Annotated in this window: 16 protein-coding genes and 1 pseudogene; 11 read left to right on the top strand and 6 right to left on the bottom strand. The window is 73.7% G+C overall.

Annotation, left to right across the window (positions count from 1 at the left end):
* Positions 1-67: 67 nt before the first annotated feature.
* The 5 genes from ACZ573_RS06245 (at position 68) to ACZ573_RS06225 (ending at position 5,313) form a co-directional block, all read left to right on the top strand.
* On the top strand, positions 68-982 hold the full coding sequence (locus tag ACZ573_RS06245) for a galactokinase (RefSeq protein ID WP_471299731.1): 915 nt from the start codon (positions 68-70) through the stop codon (positions 980-982).
* A 56-nt stretch (positions 983-1,038) separates the two neighbouring features.
* The gene (locus tag ACZ573_RS06240) at positions 1,039-2,304 is read left to right on the top strand and encodes an alkaline phosphatase family protein (RefSeq protein ID WP_471299729.1); all 1,266 of its coding nucleotides are present in this window, start codon (positions 1,039-1,041) and stop codon (positions 2,302-2,304) included.
* 24 nt (positions 2,305-2,328) lie between these two features.
* Positions 2,329-3,591 (top strand): MFS transporter, encoded by a 1,263-nt coding sequence (locus ACZ573_RS06235; RefSeq protein ID WP_471299728.1) that lies wholly within the window; start codon positions 2,329-2,331, stop codon positions 3,589-3,591.
* Positions 3,566-4,489 carry an SDR family oxidoreductase gene (locus ACZ573_RS06230; protein WP_471299726.1) on the top strand — a complete coding sequence of 308 codons (924 nt, stop codon included), beginning with the start codon at positions 3,566-3,568 and terminating at the stop codon, positions 4,487-4,489. Before ACZ573_RS06235 ends, ACZ573_RS06230 begins: the two co-directional genes overlap by 26 nt.
* Before the next feature lie 182 nt (positions 4,490-4,671).
* Positions 4,672-5,313 carry a TetR/AcrR family transcriptional regulator gene (locus ACZ573_RS06225; protein WP_471299724.1) on the top strand — a complete coding sequence of 214 codons (642 nt, stop codon included), beginning with the start codon at positions 4,672-4,674 and terminating at the stop codon, positions 5,311-5,313.
* On the opposite strand, the gene ACZ573_RS06220 is transcribed toward ACZ573_RS06225, so the two are convergent.
* Positions 5,300-6,460 (bottom strand): enoyl-CoA hydratase/isomerase family protein, encoded by a 1,161-nt coding sequence (locus tag ACZ573_RS06220; protein WP_471299723.1) that lies wholly within the window; start codon positions 6,458-6,460, stop codon positions 5,300-5,302. The two genes, ACZ573_RS06225 and ACZ573_RS06220, sit on opposite strands and share 14 nt — an antisense overlap.
* Here ACZ573_RS06220 and ACZ573_RS06215 point away from each other — a divergent pair.
* Positions 6,459-7,022: a dihydrofolate reductase family protein gene (locus ACZ573_RS06215; protein ID WP_471299720.1), complete on the top strand. Its 564-nt coding sequence runs from the start codon at positions 6,459-6,461 to the stop codon at positions 7,020-7,022. The two genes, ACZ573_RS06220 and ACZ573_RS06215, sit on opposite strands and share 2 nt — an antisense overlap.
* 21 nt (positions 7,023-7,043) lie before the next feature.
* On the opposite strand, the gene ACZ573_RS06210 is transcribed toward ACZ573_RS06215, so the two are convergent.
* Positions 7,044-7,604: a DUF6434 domain-containing protein gene (locus ACZ573_RS06210; protein WP_471299717.1), complete on the bottom strand. Its 561-nt coding sequence runs from the start codon at positions 7,602-7,604 to the stop codon at positions 7,044-7,046.
* Positions 7,605-7,672: 68 nt separating this feature from the next.
* Here ACZ573_RS06210 and ACZ573_RS06205 point away from each other — a divergent pair, with 68 nt between their 5' ends.
* Complete coding sequence (locus ACZ573_RS06205; protein WP_471299714.1) at positions 7,673-8,254, top strand: isochorismatase family protein; 582 nt, start codon at positions 7,673-7,675, stop codon at positions 8,252-8,254.
* Positions 8,255-8,334: 80 nt separating this feature from the next.
* Positions 8,335-10,320, top strand: coding sequence for a CASTOR/POLLUX-related putative ion channel (locus ACZ573_RS06200; protein ID WP_471299711.1), 1,986 nt, complete (start codon positions 8,335-8,337; stop codon positions 10,318-10,320).
* Positions 10,321-10,341: 21 nt separating this feature from the next.
* Here the strand turns inward: ACZ573_RS06200 and ACZ573_RS06195 are convergent, their stop codons facing one another.
* Both ACZ573_RS06195 and ACZ573_RS06190 read right to left on the bottom strand, forming a co-directional pair.
* A complete protein-coding gene (locus ACZ573_RS06195) occupies positions 10,342-12,303 on the bottom strand; it encodes a flavin monoamine oxidase family protein (protein ID WP_471299709.1) in 1,962 nt (653 codons plus the stop codon).
* A gap of 161 nt (positions 12,304-12,464) precedes the next feature.
* Positions 12,465-13,202, bottom strand: coding sequence for a carbonic anhydrase (locus ACZ573_RS06190; protein WP_471299704.1), 738 nt, complete (start codon positions 13,200-13,202; stop codon positions 12,465-12,467).
* A gap of 292 nt (positions 13,203-13,494) precedes the next feature.
* Between ACZ573_RS06190 and ACZ573_RS06185 the strand changes: the two genes are divergently transcribed.
* Complete coding sequence (locus ACZ573_RS06185; RefSeq protein ID WP_471299701.1) at positions 13,495-13,656, top strand: alpha/beta fold hydrolase; 162 nt, start codon at positions 13,495-13,497, stop codon at positions 13,654-13,656.
* Between the two features lie 60 nt (positions 13,657-13,716).
* On the opposite strand, the gene ACZ573_RS06180 is transcribed toward ACZ573_RS06185, so the two are convergent.
* The gene (locus ACZ573_RS06180) at positions 13,717-15,534 is read right to left on the bottom strand and encodes an ABC transporter ATP-binding protein (RefSeq protein ID WP_471299698.1); all 1,818 of its coding nucleotides are present in this window, start codon (positions 15,532-15,534) and stop codon (positions 13,717-13,719) included.
* A gap of 202 nt (positions 15,535-15,736) precedes the next feature.
* Positions 15,737-16,102: an agmatine deiminase family protein gene (locus ACZ573_RS06175; protein ID WP_471299696.1), complete on the bottom strand. Its 366-nt coding sequence runs from the start codon at positions 16,100-16,102 to the stop codon at positions 15,737-15,739.
* Here ACZ573_RS06175 and ACZ573_RS06170 point away from each other — a divergent pair.
* Positions 16,080-16,217, top strand: a pseudogene (locus tag ACZ573_RS06170) (agmatine deiminase family protein); the annotation flags it as partial. The gene ACZ573_RS06175 and the pseudogene ACZ573_RS06170 overlap by 23 nt on opposite strands.
* Positions 16,178-16,441: a DUF4436 family protein gene (locus ACZ573_RS06165; RefSeq protein ID WP_471300627.1), complete on the top strand. Its 264-nt coding sequence runs from the start codon at positions 16,178-16,180 to the stop codon at positions 16,439-16,441. The pseudogene ACZ573_RS06170 and the gene ACZ573_RS06165, both read left to right, overlap by 40 nt.
* Positions 16,442-16,447: the final 6 nt, after the last annotated feature.

Genomic DNA, 16,447 nt, shown 5'->3' with positions numbered 1-16,447 from the left:
GGACACGGCAGGAGCGTCCGCCGCCGCTGTACCGCCCCTGGGGTCCGCGGCCCCGGCAGGCGCCACGGTGACCGCTGACCGCGCCGGAGGCGACCTGGCCCGGCGGGCGACGGCCGATCCGCTGTTCCGGCTCGTCGCCTACGCGCTGGAGGCCGCGCACGGGCGGCCCCCGGCCGCCGTGTGGAGCGCCCCGTACGCCTTCCACCTGGGCTCCCCCGGGCTGGTCGCGGCGGCCGGCTGGCCGACGGCCGCCGCGGCGGCCCCGCGCACGGACGGCCTGGTGCGGCTCAGCTCCCTCGGTCATCCCGCGGACAGCTGCGATCTGCCGCTGACCCTGGCCGGGCCGCCGCCCGCCGCCCCCGCCTGGGCGGCCCGGCCGTACGCCGTGCTGCGGGCGCTGGCCCGGGCCGGGTACGGCGCCGGCGGGACCGACCTGCACGTCCAGGGCTCGCTCACGGGGGCCGCCGGGCTGGCCACGGCGGAGCCCGCGGACTGCGCGGTGGCGCTGGCGGTGGCCGACGTACACGCGGGGGCGGGTGAGGGGCCGGACCGTGAGCAGCTGGCCCGGCTGCTGGCCGGGGCGCTGCCGGACGGGGACGCCCCACTGCGCCGGGCGGTGCTCTTCGCCCGGCCGGGCAGGGCCCTGCTGCTGAGCGCGGAACCCCGGCGGTGCCGGCGCTACGTCGCCTTCGACCCGGCGGCGTCGGGGGCGCGGCTGGTGCTGGTCGCCGTCCGCGGGGAGGCCGGGGACCGGCCGCGGGAGCTGGCGCGGGCCGTGGCCTGCGCCCGCCGGGCCGGGGCGCTGAGCGCCTGGCCGCCCGGGCAGGGGCGGGAGCCGGGGCGGAGCGTGCTGGTGCTGCTGCCCCAGGCACGGCTGGCGGCGGTGCGGGCCGCGGTGGCGGAGGACTTCCGCGACCGGGGGCGGCCCGTACCGCGGTTCCTGAACATCGCCGTGGCCGGTGCGGCCCGGCGCGAGGAATGACCGCGACGACCACGACCCGGGGCCGGACCCGGGCGACACCGAGGAGGAGAACACCCATGCCCACCCTTCGACCCTCACCGACGGCGCGCGCGAGACGCGGGTCCCGATGGCCGGCGCTCGTGGCCGGGATCGGCGCGCTCGGCCTGCTGGGCGCGTTCACCGTGGCCAACTCCGAGGCGGCCGTGCCCGGTTCCGCCTCCGTCTCCGCGGCGGCCGCGGCCGCCGGGCTGCCGGCGTACGACCACGTGGTGGTCGTCGTGTACGAGAACAAGCAGTACGGGGAGATCATCGGCAGCGCGAACGCGCCGTACGTCAACCAGCTGGCGAACGGCGGCGCGAGCCTGACCGGTATGAAGGCGCTGACCCACCCCAGCCAGCCGAACTACTTCAACCTCTTCTCCGGCGCCACGCAGGGCATCACGGGCGACGGCTGCTACACCCCGCAGTCGATGACGGCGGCCAACCTCGGCCAGGAGCTGATCGCGGCCGGCAAGACCTTCGCGACGTACAACGAGGACCTGCCGGGCGAGGGATCCACGGCCTGCACGAACGGCCAGTACGCGCAGAAGCACAACCCGTGGTTCGCCTTCAAGAACGTGCCGCTGAACACGGGCAAGACCTGGGCGCAGTTCCCCCGGGACAACTTCGCGGCGCTGCCGAGCCTGTCCTTCGTGGTCCCCAACCAGTGCAACGACATGCACTCGTGCTCGGTCGGCACGGGAGACACCTGGACCAGGAACAACATCGACGCCTACGCGCAGTGGGCGAAGGCCAACAACAGCCTCCTGGTCCTGACCTGGGACGAGGACAACTATCTGGGCTCGAACCAGATCGCCACCGTCTTCTACGGCGCGAAGGTCAAGACGGGCAAGTACGCCACGGCCTTCAACCACCACCATCTGCTGCGGACCTTCGAGGACCTCTTCGGCACGGCGACGCACGCGGGCAACGCGGCCGACGTCCAGCCGATCACCGAGGTGTTCGACACGGACCCGACCACCCCCACCCCCACTCCGACTCCGACTCCCACCCCGACCCCGACGCCCACGCCCACCTCGGGCGGCCTGCAACTGGCCGACCCCGGACCCCAGACCTGCAAGTTCAACCAGTCCTGCACCATCCAGCTCAGTGCCACCGGCGGCAGACCTCCGGTCCGGTACGCGGTCACCGGTCTGCCCTGGGGCCTGACCGTCGACGCCGGCTCCGGCCGGATCAGCGGCAAGCCGTGGGGCAGCGGCACGGTTCAGATCACCGCGACCGCCACCGACTCCACGGGCACCACCGTCACCGCCGCGTTCCCGCTCACCGTCAACTGGTTCTAGACCCGGCCCGCTCTGGAGGCATCCGTGTACCTGTCGACCAGCCGGGCCTCGGACATCGCCGGGGACACCCCGGCCCCGAAGGGCCCCCTGCGGGCCGTCCCCGGCACGGTGTTCGCGCTCGGGCTGGTCAGCCTGGTCACGGACGTCTCCGCGGAAATGGTCACCGCCGTCCTGCCGTTGTACCTGATGGCCGGACTCGGCATGTCCCCGCTCGCGTTCGGCGCCCTGGACGGTCTGCACCAGGGCGCCACCGCGGTGCTCCGCCTCGCGGGCGGCCGGATCGCCGACCGCACCCGGCGCCACAAGCTCGTCGCGGGCACCGGCTACGCGCTCTCCGCCGCCTGCAAGGCGGCCCTGCTCACCGTCGCCACCCCCTGGTCGGTGGCGGCGGTGCTCGCCGCCGACCGGACCGGCAAGGGCCTGCGCACCGCGCCGCGCGATGCGCTGATCTCGCTGTCCGTCCCGCCCGGGGAGCAGGGCCGCGCCTTCGGGGTGCACCGCGCGCTGGACACGGCGGGCGCCCTGCTGGGGCCGCTGGCCGCGTTCGGGGTGCTGTGGGTGGCGGTGGACGGGTACGAGGCCGTGTTCACCGTGAGCTGCTGCGTCGCCGTCCTGGGCGTGGTGCTGCTCGCGCTCTTCGTCCGGGAGGCCCCTGCGCGGACTCCCGCCCCGGACCGGGCCCGTCCTGCCCTGCCCCCGGTACGCACCCTGCTGCGTCTGCCCGGTCTGCGGGAGCTCTGTCTGACCGCCGTCGTGCTCGGCCTGTTCACCGTCGGCGACGCCTTCCTCTACCTGCTGCTCCAGCACCGGCTCGACCTGTCGGCCGCGTACTTCCCGCTGCTGCCCGTCGGCACGGCGGCCGTCTTCCTGCTGGCCGCGCTGCCCGTGGGCCGGCTCGCCGACCGGCTGGGCCGGCGCCGGGTCTTCCTCGGCGGGCACGTGCTGCTGCTCGGTGCCTGCCTGCTGCTCCTGTCCCCGCTGCCGGCCGGGGCGCTGCTGGTCGCCGGCGTGCTCGCGCCGCTCGGCCTGTTCTACGCGGCCACCGACGGGGTGCTGATGGCGGCCGCCGGGCCGCTGCTGCCCGCGGAGCTGCGCACGACCGGGCTCGCGGTGCTCCAGACGGCCCAGGCGCTGGCCCGGTTCGCGGGTTCCCTGCTGTTCGGGTCGGCCTGGACCCTGTGGGGGCCGGGCCCGGCGCTGGCTCTGGCGGCGGCCGGGCTGTCGCTGTCTCTGGTGGCGGTCGCCGTCGTAGGGTCGGGGCATGCCGGAGACACAGCGGACTCTTGAGGGCAGGGTGGCACTGGTGGCCGGGGCGACGCGCGGCGCGGGCCGGGGCATCGCCGTCCAGTTGGGCGCGCAGGGTGCGACCGTGTACGTGTCGGGGCGCAGCACCCGGGGCCGGCGGTCGGAGTACGACCGGCCCGAGACGATCGAGGAGACGGCCGAGCTGGTCACCGCGGCGGGCGGGCGGGGCATCCCCGTGGTCGCCGACCATCTGGTGCCGGCGGAGGTCGGGGCCCTGGTCGGCCGGATCGACGCGGAGCAGGGGCGCCTGGACGTCCTGGTCAACGACATCTGGGGCGGGGAGCTGCTCTTCGAGTGGGACAGCACGGTCTGGGAGCACGACCTGGACAAGGGGTTGCGGCTGATGCGGCTGGCCGTGGAGACCCATGCCATCACCAGCCATTTCGCGGTGCCGTTGCTGCTGCGCGAGCCGGGCGGTCTGGTGGTGGAGATGACGGACGGAACCGCCGAGTACAACGCGAGCCGCTACCGGGTCTCCTTCTTCTACGACATCGCCAAGTCCTCGGTGCTGCGGATGGCGTTCGCGCTGGGGCACGAGCTGGGGCCGCGGGGGGCGACGGCGGTGGCGCTGACGCCGGGCTGGCTGCGCTCGGAGATGATGCTCGACACCTTCGGGGTGACGGAGGCGAACTGGCGGGACGCGCTGGCCGAGGTCCCGCACTTCGGGATCTCCGAGACCCCGTCGTACGTGGGCCGGGCGGTCGCGGCCCTCGCCGCGGACCCGGAGGTGGCCCGCTGGAACGGCCGGTCCCTCTCCAGCGGGCAGCTGGCCCGGGAGTACGGCTTCACGGACGTCGACGGGAGCCGCCCGGACGCCTGGCGCTACATGGTCGAGGTGCAGGACCCGGACCGCCCCGCGAACACCACGGGCTACCGCTGAGCGGCCCGGGCGGCGGCCACGCCGGCGGCGAGGTCGTCTTCGAGGGAACTCCGGCGGACCCGATGGCCGGGACGGACACCCTGACCGCCCGTCATCTGCGGGAGTACCTGGGCGCGTAGCACGGCGCCGGACGCCGTACACAGGCTGCGTACGGCGTTCGCACCGTCGGCTAGGCTGGCGGCATGTCAGCAGACGAGCGGACGCGCCCGCGCCGCAAGGAGCAGCAGCCCGCCCTCAGCCGGGCCCAGATCGTCGCGGCGGCCGTCCGGCTGCTCGACGCCGAGGGCATCGACGCGCTGAGCATGCGCAGGCTCGGTACCGGGATGGGCGCCGCCGCCACCTCCCTGTACCGGCACGTGACCGGCAAGGACGAGCTGATCGAGCTGGTCGTGGACGAGGTCTACGGCGAGCTGGAGGTGCCCGGCGCGGCGAGCCCCGCCGAGTGGCGCGATGCCGTCTCGCGCGGCGGCCACGGCCTGCGCGCGATGGCCCTGCGCCACCCCTGGGTGGCCTCGGTGCTCGGCCGGGTCGGGCCGGCGCAGCTCGGGCCGAACCTGACGCGCGTGGGGGAACGGATGCTGGCGCTCTTCCGGACGGCCGGCTTCCCGGCGGACGAGGCGGACCGGGCCATGAAGGCGGTCATCGCCTACGTGGTCGGCGCCACGGCCGGCGAGGCCGTCCACCTCTCGCGGCTCGCCCGCGGCGGGCGGAGCGAGCAGGAGTGTGGGGAGGGCCGGGACCCGCGGAAGCTGCGCGAGGAGAACTTCGACTACGGACTCCAGCGGGTCCTGGACGGCCTGGAGATGCGGCTCAGCCGCGTCTGAGGCCGTCCGGCGGCGGCAGGCGCAGTTCGCGGTCCTCCCCGAGCGGGGCGAAGAAACGCTCCACGTCCGCCCCGGTCACCTCGGCCAGGGTCGCCGGGGACCAGCGCGGGGCGCGGTCCTTGTCGACGACCTGCGCCCGGATGCCTTCGACCAGGTCGGGCGCGGTCAGCCCGTTGCAGGAGACCCGGAACTCCTGGGCCAGCACCCGCTCCAGCGGGCCGAGCTCCGCGGCCCGGCGCAGCGCGGCGAGGGTGACCTTGAGGGCGGTCGGGGACTTGGCCAGGATCGTCTCGGCGGCCTCCTTGGCGGCGGGCTCCCCCTGGCCGAGCAGCCGTTCCACGATCTCCTCGACCGTGTCGGCCGCGTAGCAGCGGTCGATCCAGCCGCGCCGGCCGGCGAGTTCACCGGGCCCGGGGGTTTCGGCGTACCGCGGCAGCACCTCGTGGGCGGGTGCGCCGGCGAGGGCGGCGGTCAGCTCCGGGAGCCGCTCGGCCGGTACGAAGTGGTCGGCGAGCCCGCACAGCAGAGCGTCGGCGGCGCCGACCGCGGTGCCGGTGAGGGCGAGGTGGGTGCCGAGGTGGCCGGGCGCGCGGCCGAGCAGGTAGGTGCCGCCGACGTCGGGGACGAAGCCGATGCCGGTCTCGGGCATGGCGACGCGGGAGCGTTCGGTGACGATGCGGACCGAGCCGTGGGCGGAGACGCCGACGCCGCCGCCCATGGTGATGCCGTCCATGAGGGCGACGTACGGCTTGGGATAGCGGGCGATGCGGGCGTTGAGCCGGTACTCGTCGCGCCAGAAGCCGGCGGAGGCGGTGTTCCCGGCCTTGGCGTCGTCGTGGATGGCCCGGATGTCCCCGCCCGCGCACAGGCCGCGCTCACCGGCGCCGCGGATCAGCACCTGCTGGACGGCCGGGTCGGCCGCCCATGCGGCGAGGGTTTCGTCGATGCGGATCACCATGGGGTGGGTGAGGGCGTTGAGGGCCCTGGGGCGGTTGAGGGTGACCACCCCGGTCCGGCCGTCGGTGTGGAACAGCACGGTGTCCCCGTCTTCCGGCTTCACGTCTTCGGTCTTCACACCGGCCAGTATCACCGCGGCCCGCGCCGCTCCCGCCGCCGGGCGCTCCCGGGGCGTACCGTGGTCGGCCATGAGGAAGATCGTGCTGATGGCGGGGGTGTCGCTCGACGGGTTCATCGAAGGGCCGGACCGGGACATCAGCTGGCACCAGGTCGACGAAGAGCTGCACCAGCACATGAACGACGTGCTCCGCCCGATGGGCGGTTTCCTCAGCGGACGCGTCACGCACGAGCTGATGGCGGACTACTGGCCGACCGCCGACGCCGATCCCGCGAACGCCGGCACGGTGGCCGAGTTCGCCGAGATCTGGCGGTCCATGCCCAAGTACGTGTACTCGCGCACCCTGCGGTCGGCCGAGTGGAACACCACGGTCGTGCGGGACGTCGTGCCCGAGGAGGTCGCCGCGCTCAAGGCGGCCCCGGGCGGCGACCTGACGCTGAGCGGGGCTCATCTCGCCGCCTCCTTCCTGCGCCAGGACCTCGTGGACGCGTACCGGATCTACGTGCACCCGGTGCGGATCGGGCGTGGCACGCCGCTCTTCCCCACCCTCGACTACGCTCCGGTGGCCCTGCGGCACACGGACACCCACGCCTTCGGCAACGGTGTCGTCCTGCTGCGCTACGAACGCGCGTGACGTGCCGGGGTGTGTCCCGGCTCAGTCGCGGGGGCGGGCCCGGTGAGCCTGCCACGCGGCCAGGGCCTGCGCGCGGGCCCCGTCCGGGTGCTGGGCGTGCCAGGCGCGCAGGAACCGGTTGAACTCGAACTGCGCCCCCACCTCCTGGGGTTCGGCCGCCCGCGCGCGGGTCGCGTGCCAGTGGGCGACGGCCTCGGCGAGGGTGTGCCCCGCGTGCCCGGCGACGTAGTCCCGCATGAAGGCGTCGAAGTGGAAGCCGGGTCCGATCTCGCGGACGAAGTACGCGCGCAGCACCTGACTGCAGCGCTGGCCCGGCGGGATCACGGTCGCACCGGTGACGGGGGCGGCCAGCTGGCGGCCGGCGCGGTGGGGTGCGGGGGCGGCCGGGGCGACGGGCGCGGGAAGTCCGTCGAGGGCGGCGGCGAGCCGCGCGGTGACGGCCGCCTTGCCGCCGCCGGCCGGGATTCCCATCTCCCGTGCGAGCGTGCTCAGTTCGGCCAGCGTCCAGTACCAGCGCAGCAGCTCGGCCCCGGTCAGGTCGGCCGTCAGGGCAGGCCGGGATTCCCCCATATTCGTACTCACGTTCCCATTCTATGTGCGGCGCCGGCCTGTCGGCCCGCGCTCCCCCACCGCCTCCCAGGAGAGAACAGATGACCGCCGAAGCCCACCCCCTCACCCTCGGCGGGGACACCGCCCTCGTGCTCATCGACCTCCAGACGGGCATCCTCGAGCGGCCCGCCGCGAAGCCCACCCCCGAGATCCTGGGGAAGGGGATCGCGCTCGCCGAGGCGTTCCGCGCCCACCGGCTGCCCGTGGTCCTGGTCAAGGTGGCGTGGTCCCCGGACGGCGGTGACCTGCCCACCGCGAACGTGGACCGCCCCGGTCCGGCCGCCGCCCCGCCCGCCGCCTTCTCCGAGATCCCGGCCGAGCTGGCGGCCCTCGGGGACGTGGTCGTCACCAAACGCCACTGGGGCGCCTTCACCGGTACCGAACTCGACCTCCAGCTGCGCCGCCGCGGCATCCACCGCATCGTGCTGGCCGGGATCTCCACCAGCGTCGGCGTCGAGTCCACCGCCCGTACGGCGTGGGAGCTCAGCTACGACCTGGTCTTCGCGGAGGACGCGACCGCCGACACCGACCCCGACTCGCACGCCCACACCTTCGGCAAGATCTTCCCGCGCATCGGCAAGGTCAGCACCACGGACGAGGTCATCGCGGCCCTGGACTCCTGACCGGGCACGCTCCGGGGGCGGTTCACCCGTAACCGGGCGGGCGCCCGCGGGTTAGCAGCGCGGAAGGCGAGGGAGGTCTCATGGCGCAGCGGCACACGACGTCCTTACGGCTGCGACTTCGGTACCGGTTCGACCATCTGGTCGCAGGGGGGACCACCGCGCTCATCGGCTGGTTCGCCCTGGCCTGTCTCGCCGTCGTGGTCCCGGCGAGCACGGTGCTCGTCTGGGCCGACCGGGCCGCCCCGGCGACCCTCTCCGGCCGGCTCACCGCCGTCTGGGTCAGTGTCGGGCAGACGCTCAAGATCGGGGGCGCGGTCGGGTCCCCCCTCTACGTACTGGCCTCCGTGGCCCTCGCCCTGACCGCCCTGCTGTTCGTGTCCACGCTGGTCGGTCTGATCACCACCGGCATCAACCGGCGCATCATGCAGCTGCGCCGCGGCCACTCCACCGTGCTGGAATCCGGGCACACCGTGCTGCTGGGCTGGTCGGACCAGATCTTCCCGGTGGTCGGCGAGCTGGTGGCCGCGAACGCCAACCGGCGCAGGTCGGCCATCGCCGTCCTCGCCCCGAAGGACAAGGTGGAGATGGAGGAGGAGATCTCCACCTCCGTCGCGGGAAGCGGCACCGGAACCACCACCGGAACCGGAACCGGCAGGACGCGGATCATCTGCCGCAACGGCCGCACCACCGACCCCGCGGAGCTGGCCCGGGTGAGTCCGCGGACCGCGAAGGCCGTGCTCGTCCTGCCCCCCGAGGGGGACACCGGTGACGCCCAGGTGGTGAAGACACTGCTCGCCCTCGGCGCCGCGGTCCCCGAGCCCGGCGGGGCGGTGGTGGTCGCCGCCGTGCGCGACACCCGCAACCATCTCACCGCCCGCCTGGCCGCCGGGCCCGGCGGGCACGTCCTGTGCGTCGACGACATCATCGCCCGGCTCCTCGTCCAGACCGCCCGCGAGCCCGGTCTGTCGCTCGTCTACCAGGAACTCCTCGACTTCGCGGGCGACGAGTTCTACACCGCCGCCGCCCAGGGCCTCGCCGGACGCACCTTCGGCGAGGCCCTGCTGGCGTTCACGACGTCCTCGGTGGTCGGTGTGCTGTACGCCGGCGGCGGCGTCGCGCTCAATCCGGACCCCGGTACGGTGATCGGCGCGGGCGACCGGATCGTCCTCATCTCCGAGGACGACGACACGGCCGTACCGGCGGACGCGTCCCCGTGGGTCGAGGAGGACGCGATCGTCACGGCCCGCCCCAGGACGGCCGAGGCCGCTCGGCTGCTCCTCCTCGGCTGGAACCGCCGCGCGCCACTCCTCGTGGAGCAGCTCGACCAGTTCGTCGGCCCCGGGACCACGCTGGACGTCGTATCGCTCGCCGACGAGGTGAGGACGCGTGCCGCCGCCGGCGTCGCGGGGACGCGCGGCCGCCTCGAAGTGGCCTTCCGCAGCGGGGACATCACCGATCCCGGGCTGCTGGCCAAGCTGGACGTGCCCTCCTACGACAGCGTGATCGTCATCGGCGAGACGGGCCACGGGCCGGTGCCCCACGCGGCGGTGCTGCCGCCCGCCCGCGCGATCGACCTCGGCCTCGCTCCGGAGACCGGGACGGAGACGGACGACCGGACGCTGGTCACCCTGCTGCACCTGCGGGCCATCGGGGAGGCGGCCGGGCGCGAGCTGTCGCTCACCACGGAGATGTCCGACGACGGCAACCGGCTGCTGGCGCCCGCCCGGGAGGGTGCCGATTTCATCGTCAGCGGCCGGCTGATCAGCCTCCTCATGACCCAGATCTCGGAGAGCCCCTATCTCGCCGGCGTCTTCGAGGAGTTGTTCGAGGCGGAGGGGAACGAGCTCCATCTGAAGCCGGTCGCGGACTACGTGCGCACCGATCGCGAGGTGGCGTTCGCGACCCTCGTCGAGTCCGCCCGCCGACGCCGCGAATGCGCGGTCGGCTACCGGCTGCGCGCCGAGGCCGCCGTGGGCCCCGCGTACGGGGTGCGGCTCAATCCGGACAAGGGGCAGCGGGTCCGCTTCGGCGAGCACGACTGGCTGATCGTGCTCGCCGAGAGCTGAGGCGCCCGCCGGCCGCGGCTGTCAGAGGGTCGAGTGGACCTCCAGGGCGGTGCGCACCGCGGACTCCAGGGCTCCCTCGATCCACGCCGGCTTGATGGAGGTGTGGCACCCGGCGAAGTGCAGGTTGCCCTCGGCCTTGCGGACGTGGGGGAAGAGTTCGGTGTGCTGGCCGGGCAGCAGCACGGAGGCCTCGCCGTAGGCGTACGGGTCGCGCATCCAGGACTGGGTGCGCCCGACGCCGGTGTAGAACACCTCGATCCGCTGCCCGAACACCTCCTGCACCCCGGCCAGCGCGCGCGGGTAGCGCTCCTCGTCGTCCAGGGAGTCCCACTTCAGGGCGTCGTCCGACCAGCTGTAGGAGGCGAGCACGACGCCGCCCGCGCTGCCCTCGACGGGGTAGGAGGGCTGGAACATGAAGCGGTTGGGGTTGTCGGTGGCCGAGCCGCCGCCGATGACGTGGGCCGCCTCGGGCTGGTCCCGGGTGACCGCCCGGCAGGCTGCGTAGTGCGCCCGCTGCCCGCTGGAGATGCCGCGGTCGGACACGGACGAGTGCGCGCCGAGCAGGGTGCCGTCCGCCGGGGTCTGCCCGAGCTGGTACTTGCGGTACAGGCCGGGCTGGACCGCCTCCAGCTCCCGCTTCCAGTCGGCCTCGTCGAACTCCCACCAGCGGCGGCTGAATTCGAGCAGGACCTTGGTCGCCGCGTCGTAGTGCAGCTCGGTGATCGCGCGCCGCTTGCCGTACGAGAGCGCGGGCGCGACCGGGATGTGGCGCAGCCCGGAGAAGGGCACGGTGATGATCGCGGTGTCGCCGGTGAAGGTCTCGCGCCGCACGGGGCTGCCGCCGCGGCCCTCGGAGACGGTCTCGATGCTGACCCCGCCCTCCCCGTGGGTGATCCGGGTGGCGCGGCGGTCGAGCCGGACGAGGTCGTCGACGCGGGCGTAGAGGGCGTCGGCCAGGGTGGCGGTGCCGCCGGGCAGTTCGAAGAAGGCGGTGTCCGGGCTGATCAGCGAGGCCCCGATGAAGCTGTGCACGAAGGCGAGGTGCAGGCGGGAGGTGAGGTTCTCGACGGTGCCGATCAGGTCGATCGTCCGCTCGTCGAGCTTCGCCTCCTCGGTCAGGTAGCGGTACATCGACATGTGGCCGTAGCGCTGGATCACGCGGGCCCAGCCCTCGACGAGCTGCTTGTCCTTCTTGCCCTCGATCTCCTTGCGTACGGGGGCGAAGGCGTTGCGGACGATCTGCGCGGCGGGCAGGGCCTCGTAGGCCGCCGGCACCCCGAAGGACTTGTTGAGGGCCTGCGGGCTGCGCGCGTAGTCGGCCCGGCGGACGCGGATGCCGTTGACGAAGATCCACGTACGGTAGGCGGGGCGGCCGGACCCGTCGACATCGACCAGGTGGAAGCGCCGGCGCTTCAGGCCGAGACTGTCGATCAGCCCGGTGACCAGGGGGTGGCTGTCGGGAATGCGCATCGCGCCGGCCTCGGCGTACTGCTTCGGGTCGGCGAAGGGGGCCGCGGACTTCTCGTGGCCGCCGGTACGGAAGGTCTTGATCCGGCCGCCCACGCGGTTGCCGTTGGCCTCGATGACGGTGACCTGATGTCCGGCCTCGCGCAGCAGGTGGGCGGCGGTAAGCCCGGCGGGCCCGGCGCCGACGATCAGTACCTTCTTGCGGGTACGGGACCGGGGCAGGCCGTTCTTCAGCAGGATGTCGGAGTAACGGGGCACCAGGGGCTCGTCGTCCTCGTCGCGTACGAGGACGGCCCGGGCGATGGTGAGGCAGGTCTCCCAGTCGGGGCGCGCGGAGCCGGACGGTGTCTGCGGGGTCCCGGCGGAGGCGGCGGCGACCGACAGGGCGCCGACTCCCGCGACGGCGGCCGCACCGCCGATGACGGTACGGCGGGAGGGGCGGCGGGAGGGCGCCGGGGCGGGCTCGCCGGAGGGGCCGGGCGTGGGGTCGGGCGCGGGCACGGGTTCGATGATCATGTATCAACTCTCCCGGCCGCCGGGCGTCTTGAGCGCCCAAAGGCACCCGGACGGGAAACAATCACCCGCACGTGCGGTGCGGGCCTCCCGGTGCTGACGAACTGGGATTCGTGCCGACCGGGCCGGACCTACCCGTCCCGCCGGCCCGCCGGCCCGGCGGGTCAGCCGATCCGGCGCACCCGCTGGCTGGTGAGTTCGTACCGGGCTCCGATGACGGCCAGGTGCCCGGCCGCGGCCTTGGCGGCGAGCTCCGGTACCGCGGCGAGCCGCTCCCGTACCAGCCGTACGTTCGCGGTGATCGCCGCGTCGATCCGCGCGGCCCCGCGCAGCGTGCGGTCGATCGCCGGGTGGATCTGGTCGACCAGGTACTGCATGTGGCCCGGCAGCGGGGCTCCGCCCTCGTCGGCCCGGACGGCCGCGGCGACCGCCCCGCACGACTGGTGGCCGAGGACGACGACCAGCGGGATGCCCAGTTCGAGGACTCCGTAGGCGATGCTGCCGAGCACCGCCTCGTCGAGGACCTCGCCCGCCGACCGAACGGTCAGCAGATCACCCAGCCCCTGGTCGAAGACCAGCTCCGGGGGGACGCGGGAGTCGACGCAGCCGAGGACGACGGCGAAGGGGTGCTGGCCGCCGACCAGCGTCTGGCGGACGGTCCGCGTCTCGTCGGGGTGCCGCTCGTGCAGGGTCCGCCAGCGCGCGTTGCCCGTCTCCAGTTCCCGCAGCGCGGACGCTGGGGTGGCGGGCCGGACCCTTCCGGGGCCCGGCGTGACGGGGGCCCCGGGGGTGCGGGGGGAACCGGCCACCAGGCCGGCCCCCAGGGCCACCGTGCCGGTCAGTACCACCCGGAGCAGCCGGCGCCGCCCCGGGGCGCCGCGGCTTTCAGCAGGGATGCTCATATCAGAACAAAATACGCATATCCACCCTCGAAGGGTGGCTACCGCTCTCGGGTGGGACGCCTCAGCGGGGGCGGAGGAGGGCGAGGCGGAGGGCCGCGGCTCGTACTGGACGTACTTGCGCGGTCCGGCAACGCGGCGAGGTGCCGTGCCGGGCCTCGCGACCCGGTGACCCTTTCCGGTCACAGCACTGGGTTCGAGCGCCCTCTCCCTCCCGGGGGACGGCGGCGGCACTGTGGGCGGAGCCGAGCGAAGGGCGCCGGCGCCGAACCGCACCAGCAGGAGCGGCCGCCATGTGTCCGCCCAGGACATCACCGTCCCGGTGGAGAGCAGCCGCGCCCCGCTCGCGGCGATCGGGCACAGCCGCTACGCCGAGATCGGCGCCGGGCACGTCGTGTTCTTCGAGAAGGAGGACGAATGCGTGCGGCTGGTGAACGGGTTCGTGCCCGCCCCGTGATGCGCGCCGCGCGACGGGGACGGCGCATCACGGGGCGGGCCCGGCAGGCCGGGCCCGCGGTCAGCGCAGGTCGGAACGCACCGGCGAGGTGTCGTCGAGGAAGCCCCCCGACTGGTGCTGCCACAGCTTCGCGTAGGCGCCCTCCGAGGCGAGCAGTTCCTGGTGCGTGCCGTGCTCGACGATGCGTCCGCGGTCGAGGACGACGAGCCGGTCCATGTTCGCGACCGTACTCAGCCTGTGCGCCACCACGAGGGCCGTCCGGCCCTCCATGAGCCGCCACAGCGCCTCCTGGACGAGGATCTCGCTCTCCGAGTCCAGGGCGCTGGTCGCCTCGTCGAGGAGCAGGATCGGCGCGTCGCGCAGGATCGCCCGGGCGAGCGCGACGCGCTGGCGCTGTCCGCCGGACAGCTTGACGCCGCGCTCGCCCACCATCGTGTCGAAGCCGTCGGGCAGTGCGTCGGTGAACTCCGTGACGTGCGCCGCCTCGGCCGCACGGCGGATCTCGGCCTCGGTGGCGTCCGGCCGGGCGAAGGCGATGTTCTCCCGCAGGGTGCGGTGGAACATCGCCGGGTCCTGCGGGACGTAGGCGATCAGGCTGCGCAGGTCGGCCTGGCGCAGTCGGGTGATGTCCTGGCCGCCGATCAGGATCCGGCCGGATTCGATGTCCGTCATCCGCATCAGCAGCCGGGTCAGCGTGGTCTTGCCGCCCCCGGACCGGCCGACGAGGCCGATCTTCGTCCCGCCGGGCACGTTCAGGTCGAGGCCGTCGAAGAGCGGCTCGCCACCGCCGTGGGCGAAGGTGACCCGCTCGAAGCGGACGTCGGAGGAACCGGGCCGCAGCGGCTCGGGGACGGCCGGGTCGAGGACGGTCGGCGGCGTGAGCAGCAGTTCGGTGAACTGGGCGGCCTCCGTCATGGAGCTCTCCAGCCGGCGGTAGATCTGGTTGAACTCGAACATGATCCGCGTCGCGCTGGCGTAGTAGGTGAAGGCGACGATGATCGCCTCCACGCCGTGCTCTCCCCCGCCGAGCGTGACGGCGAGCAGCAGGCCCAGCGCGTTGGTCAGGACGGACATCGGTGCGACCAGCGTGTCGATGCGCAGGTTGCCGTAGTCCCAGGAGCGCAGGGTGAGCCGGCGCGACTCGGCGACGCGCGAGCGGTGTTCGGCCGCCTCGCGCTCCTCGGCGGCGAAGGCCCGGACGGTGTCCATGTTCATCAGGCTGTCGGCGACGTGGCCCGACACCCGGGCGATCGCCTCCTCGCGCTGGGCGACGAGTCCTTGGCGGCGCCGGATCAGCGGCGCCACGCCCAGCGCCGTCACGGCGATCAGGACCAGGAGTCCAGCCACGAGCAGCGGGTCGTACTGCCACAGCACCACGGAGGCGAACACCAGCGGTACGAAGCTGCCCATGACCGAGAAGGTCAGGGTGTCGACGAACTCCTCGAAGCGGGAGGCGAAGCTCAGCACCCGCTTGGTCAGCGAACCGGCGAAGTTGTCGTGGAAGAACGCGGCGTCCTTGGCGAACAGTTCGTCCATGCCGACCACGTACAGGTGCTCGATGCCGCGGGCGTCGAGGCGGTTGAGGCAGTGCAGGCCGAGGCGCCACAGCGCCTCGGCGAGGAGCAGGACCCCGGCGAAGGAGAGGACGTACGGCAGCATCGCGTCGACGGTGGCGCTGGCGCCTCCGGCGATGCGGCCGACGAGCTTGGCGACGATCAGCGGCGCGATGTAGTTGATGCCGATGTTGCCCAGCGCCGGGAGCAGCATCGCGGGTGCGGTCAGCCGTTTGAGGCGGACCAACTCCCGTCCGTAGTAGCGGAGTGCGAGGAGTACCGGGCCTTTGCCCGGTGGACTTGCGGGCGATTCGAGCGTTCCCATTGCAACCCTGTGCTGTCGTGTGCGGGTGGCTTGCAGGAACCGAAGTGTCCCGCGGCGGCGTCCGTGCGGTCCAAGGATTTTCCCGGATGGCGGTATCTCGTACCTGTTCGTGCCCGGACACGATGGAGGGCCGTTCCGGATGGCTCCCGGAACGGCCCCGTGGTCCTTGACGCTCTGCTGTGGGGGTGGGGGTGGGTGTCGGTTACGGGACGGGCTGCTGCTGGGTGACGCAGTGGATGCCGCCGCCGGTGCCGAGCCGGTCGATGTTGAGCTGCTCGACGGTGCGGCCGGGGTAGAGCCGGGCCAGGGTGGCCTTCGCCGCGGTGTCGGCGCGGGTGTCGCCGAAGTGGGCGCTGATGACGGCGCCGTTGCACAGGTAGTGAGCCGCAGGCCTCGCGCGTGGGAGTCGGGTGGCAGTCGGGCGGATGACCTGTGGGAGGCACGCGGGGCCCGAGGACAGGGCGGGACGGGATGACGGAACGGCCCGGCCGGCGGACGTCAGCCCTGCCCGAGCCCCGAAAGTTCGGCGTCGATGGCGCCCCGCATCAGACGACCGCGCCCGCGGCATCCTGCGGGAGCACTTCCCCGAGCGGGACGTCGTCATGGTGAAGATCGACACGATCGCCTCGGGCGGCGGCATCCACTGCTCGACCCACGACCAGCCCGGCAAGCCCGCCGCCTGATCCCTCCCGCGCACGCCCCGCGGGCCGCGGGCCGCGAGATGACCCTGCGCGTCCCGGTCACCCCCCGGGGCGCCCTGGCCGAGGCCGACGGGGTCTCCCCCACCGAGGACCTGACCGTGCAGACCTCGACGGCCACCCGGGGCGGCCTGACCTTCAAGGCGCACCAGCGCATCACCACGATGGACGCCGAACCCCCGGCCACCGCGCCCACGGACGCGCCGTAGGCCGTG

This window comes from Streptomyces sp. NPDC040545, from assembly GCF_055595065.1.
The sequence above is the reverse complement of the archived record's forward strand: the minus strand, read 5'-3'. Positions and strand labels throughout refer to the sequence as shown.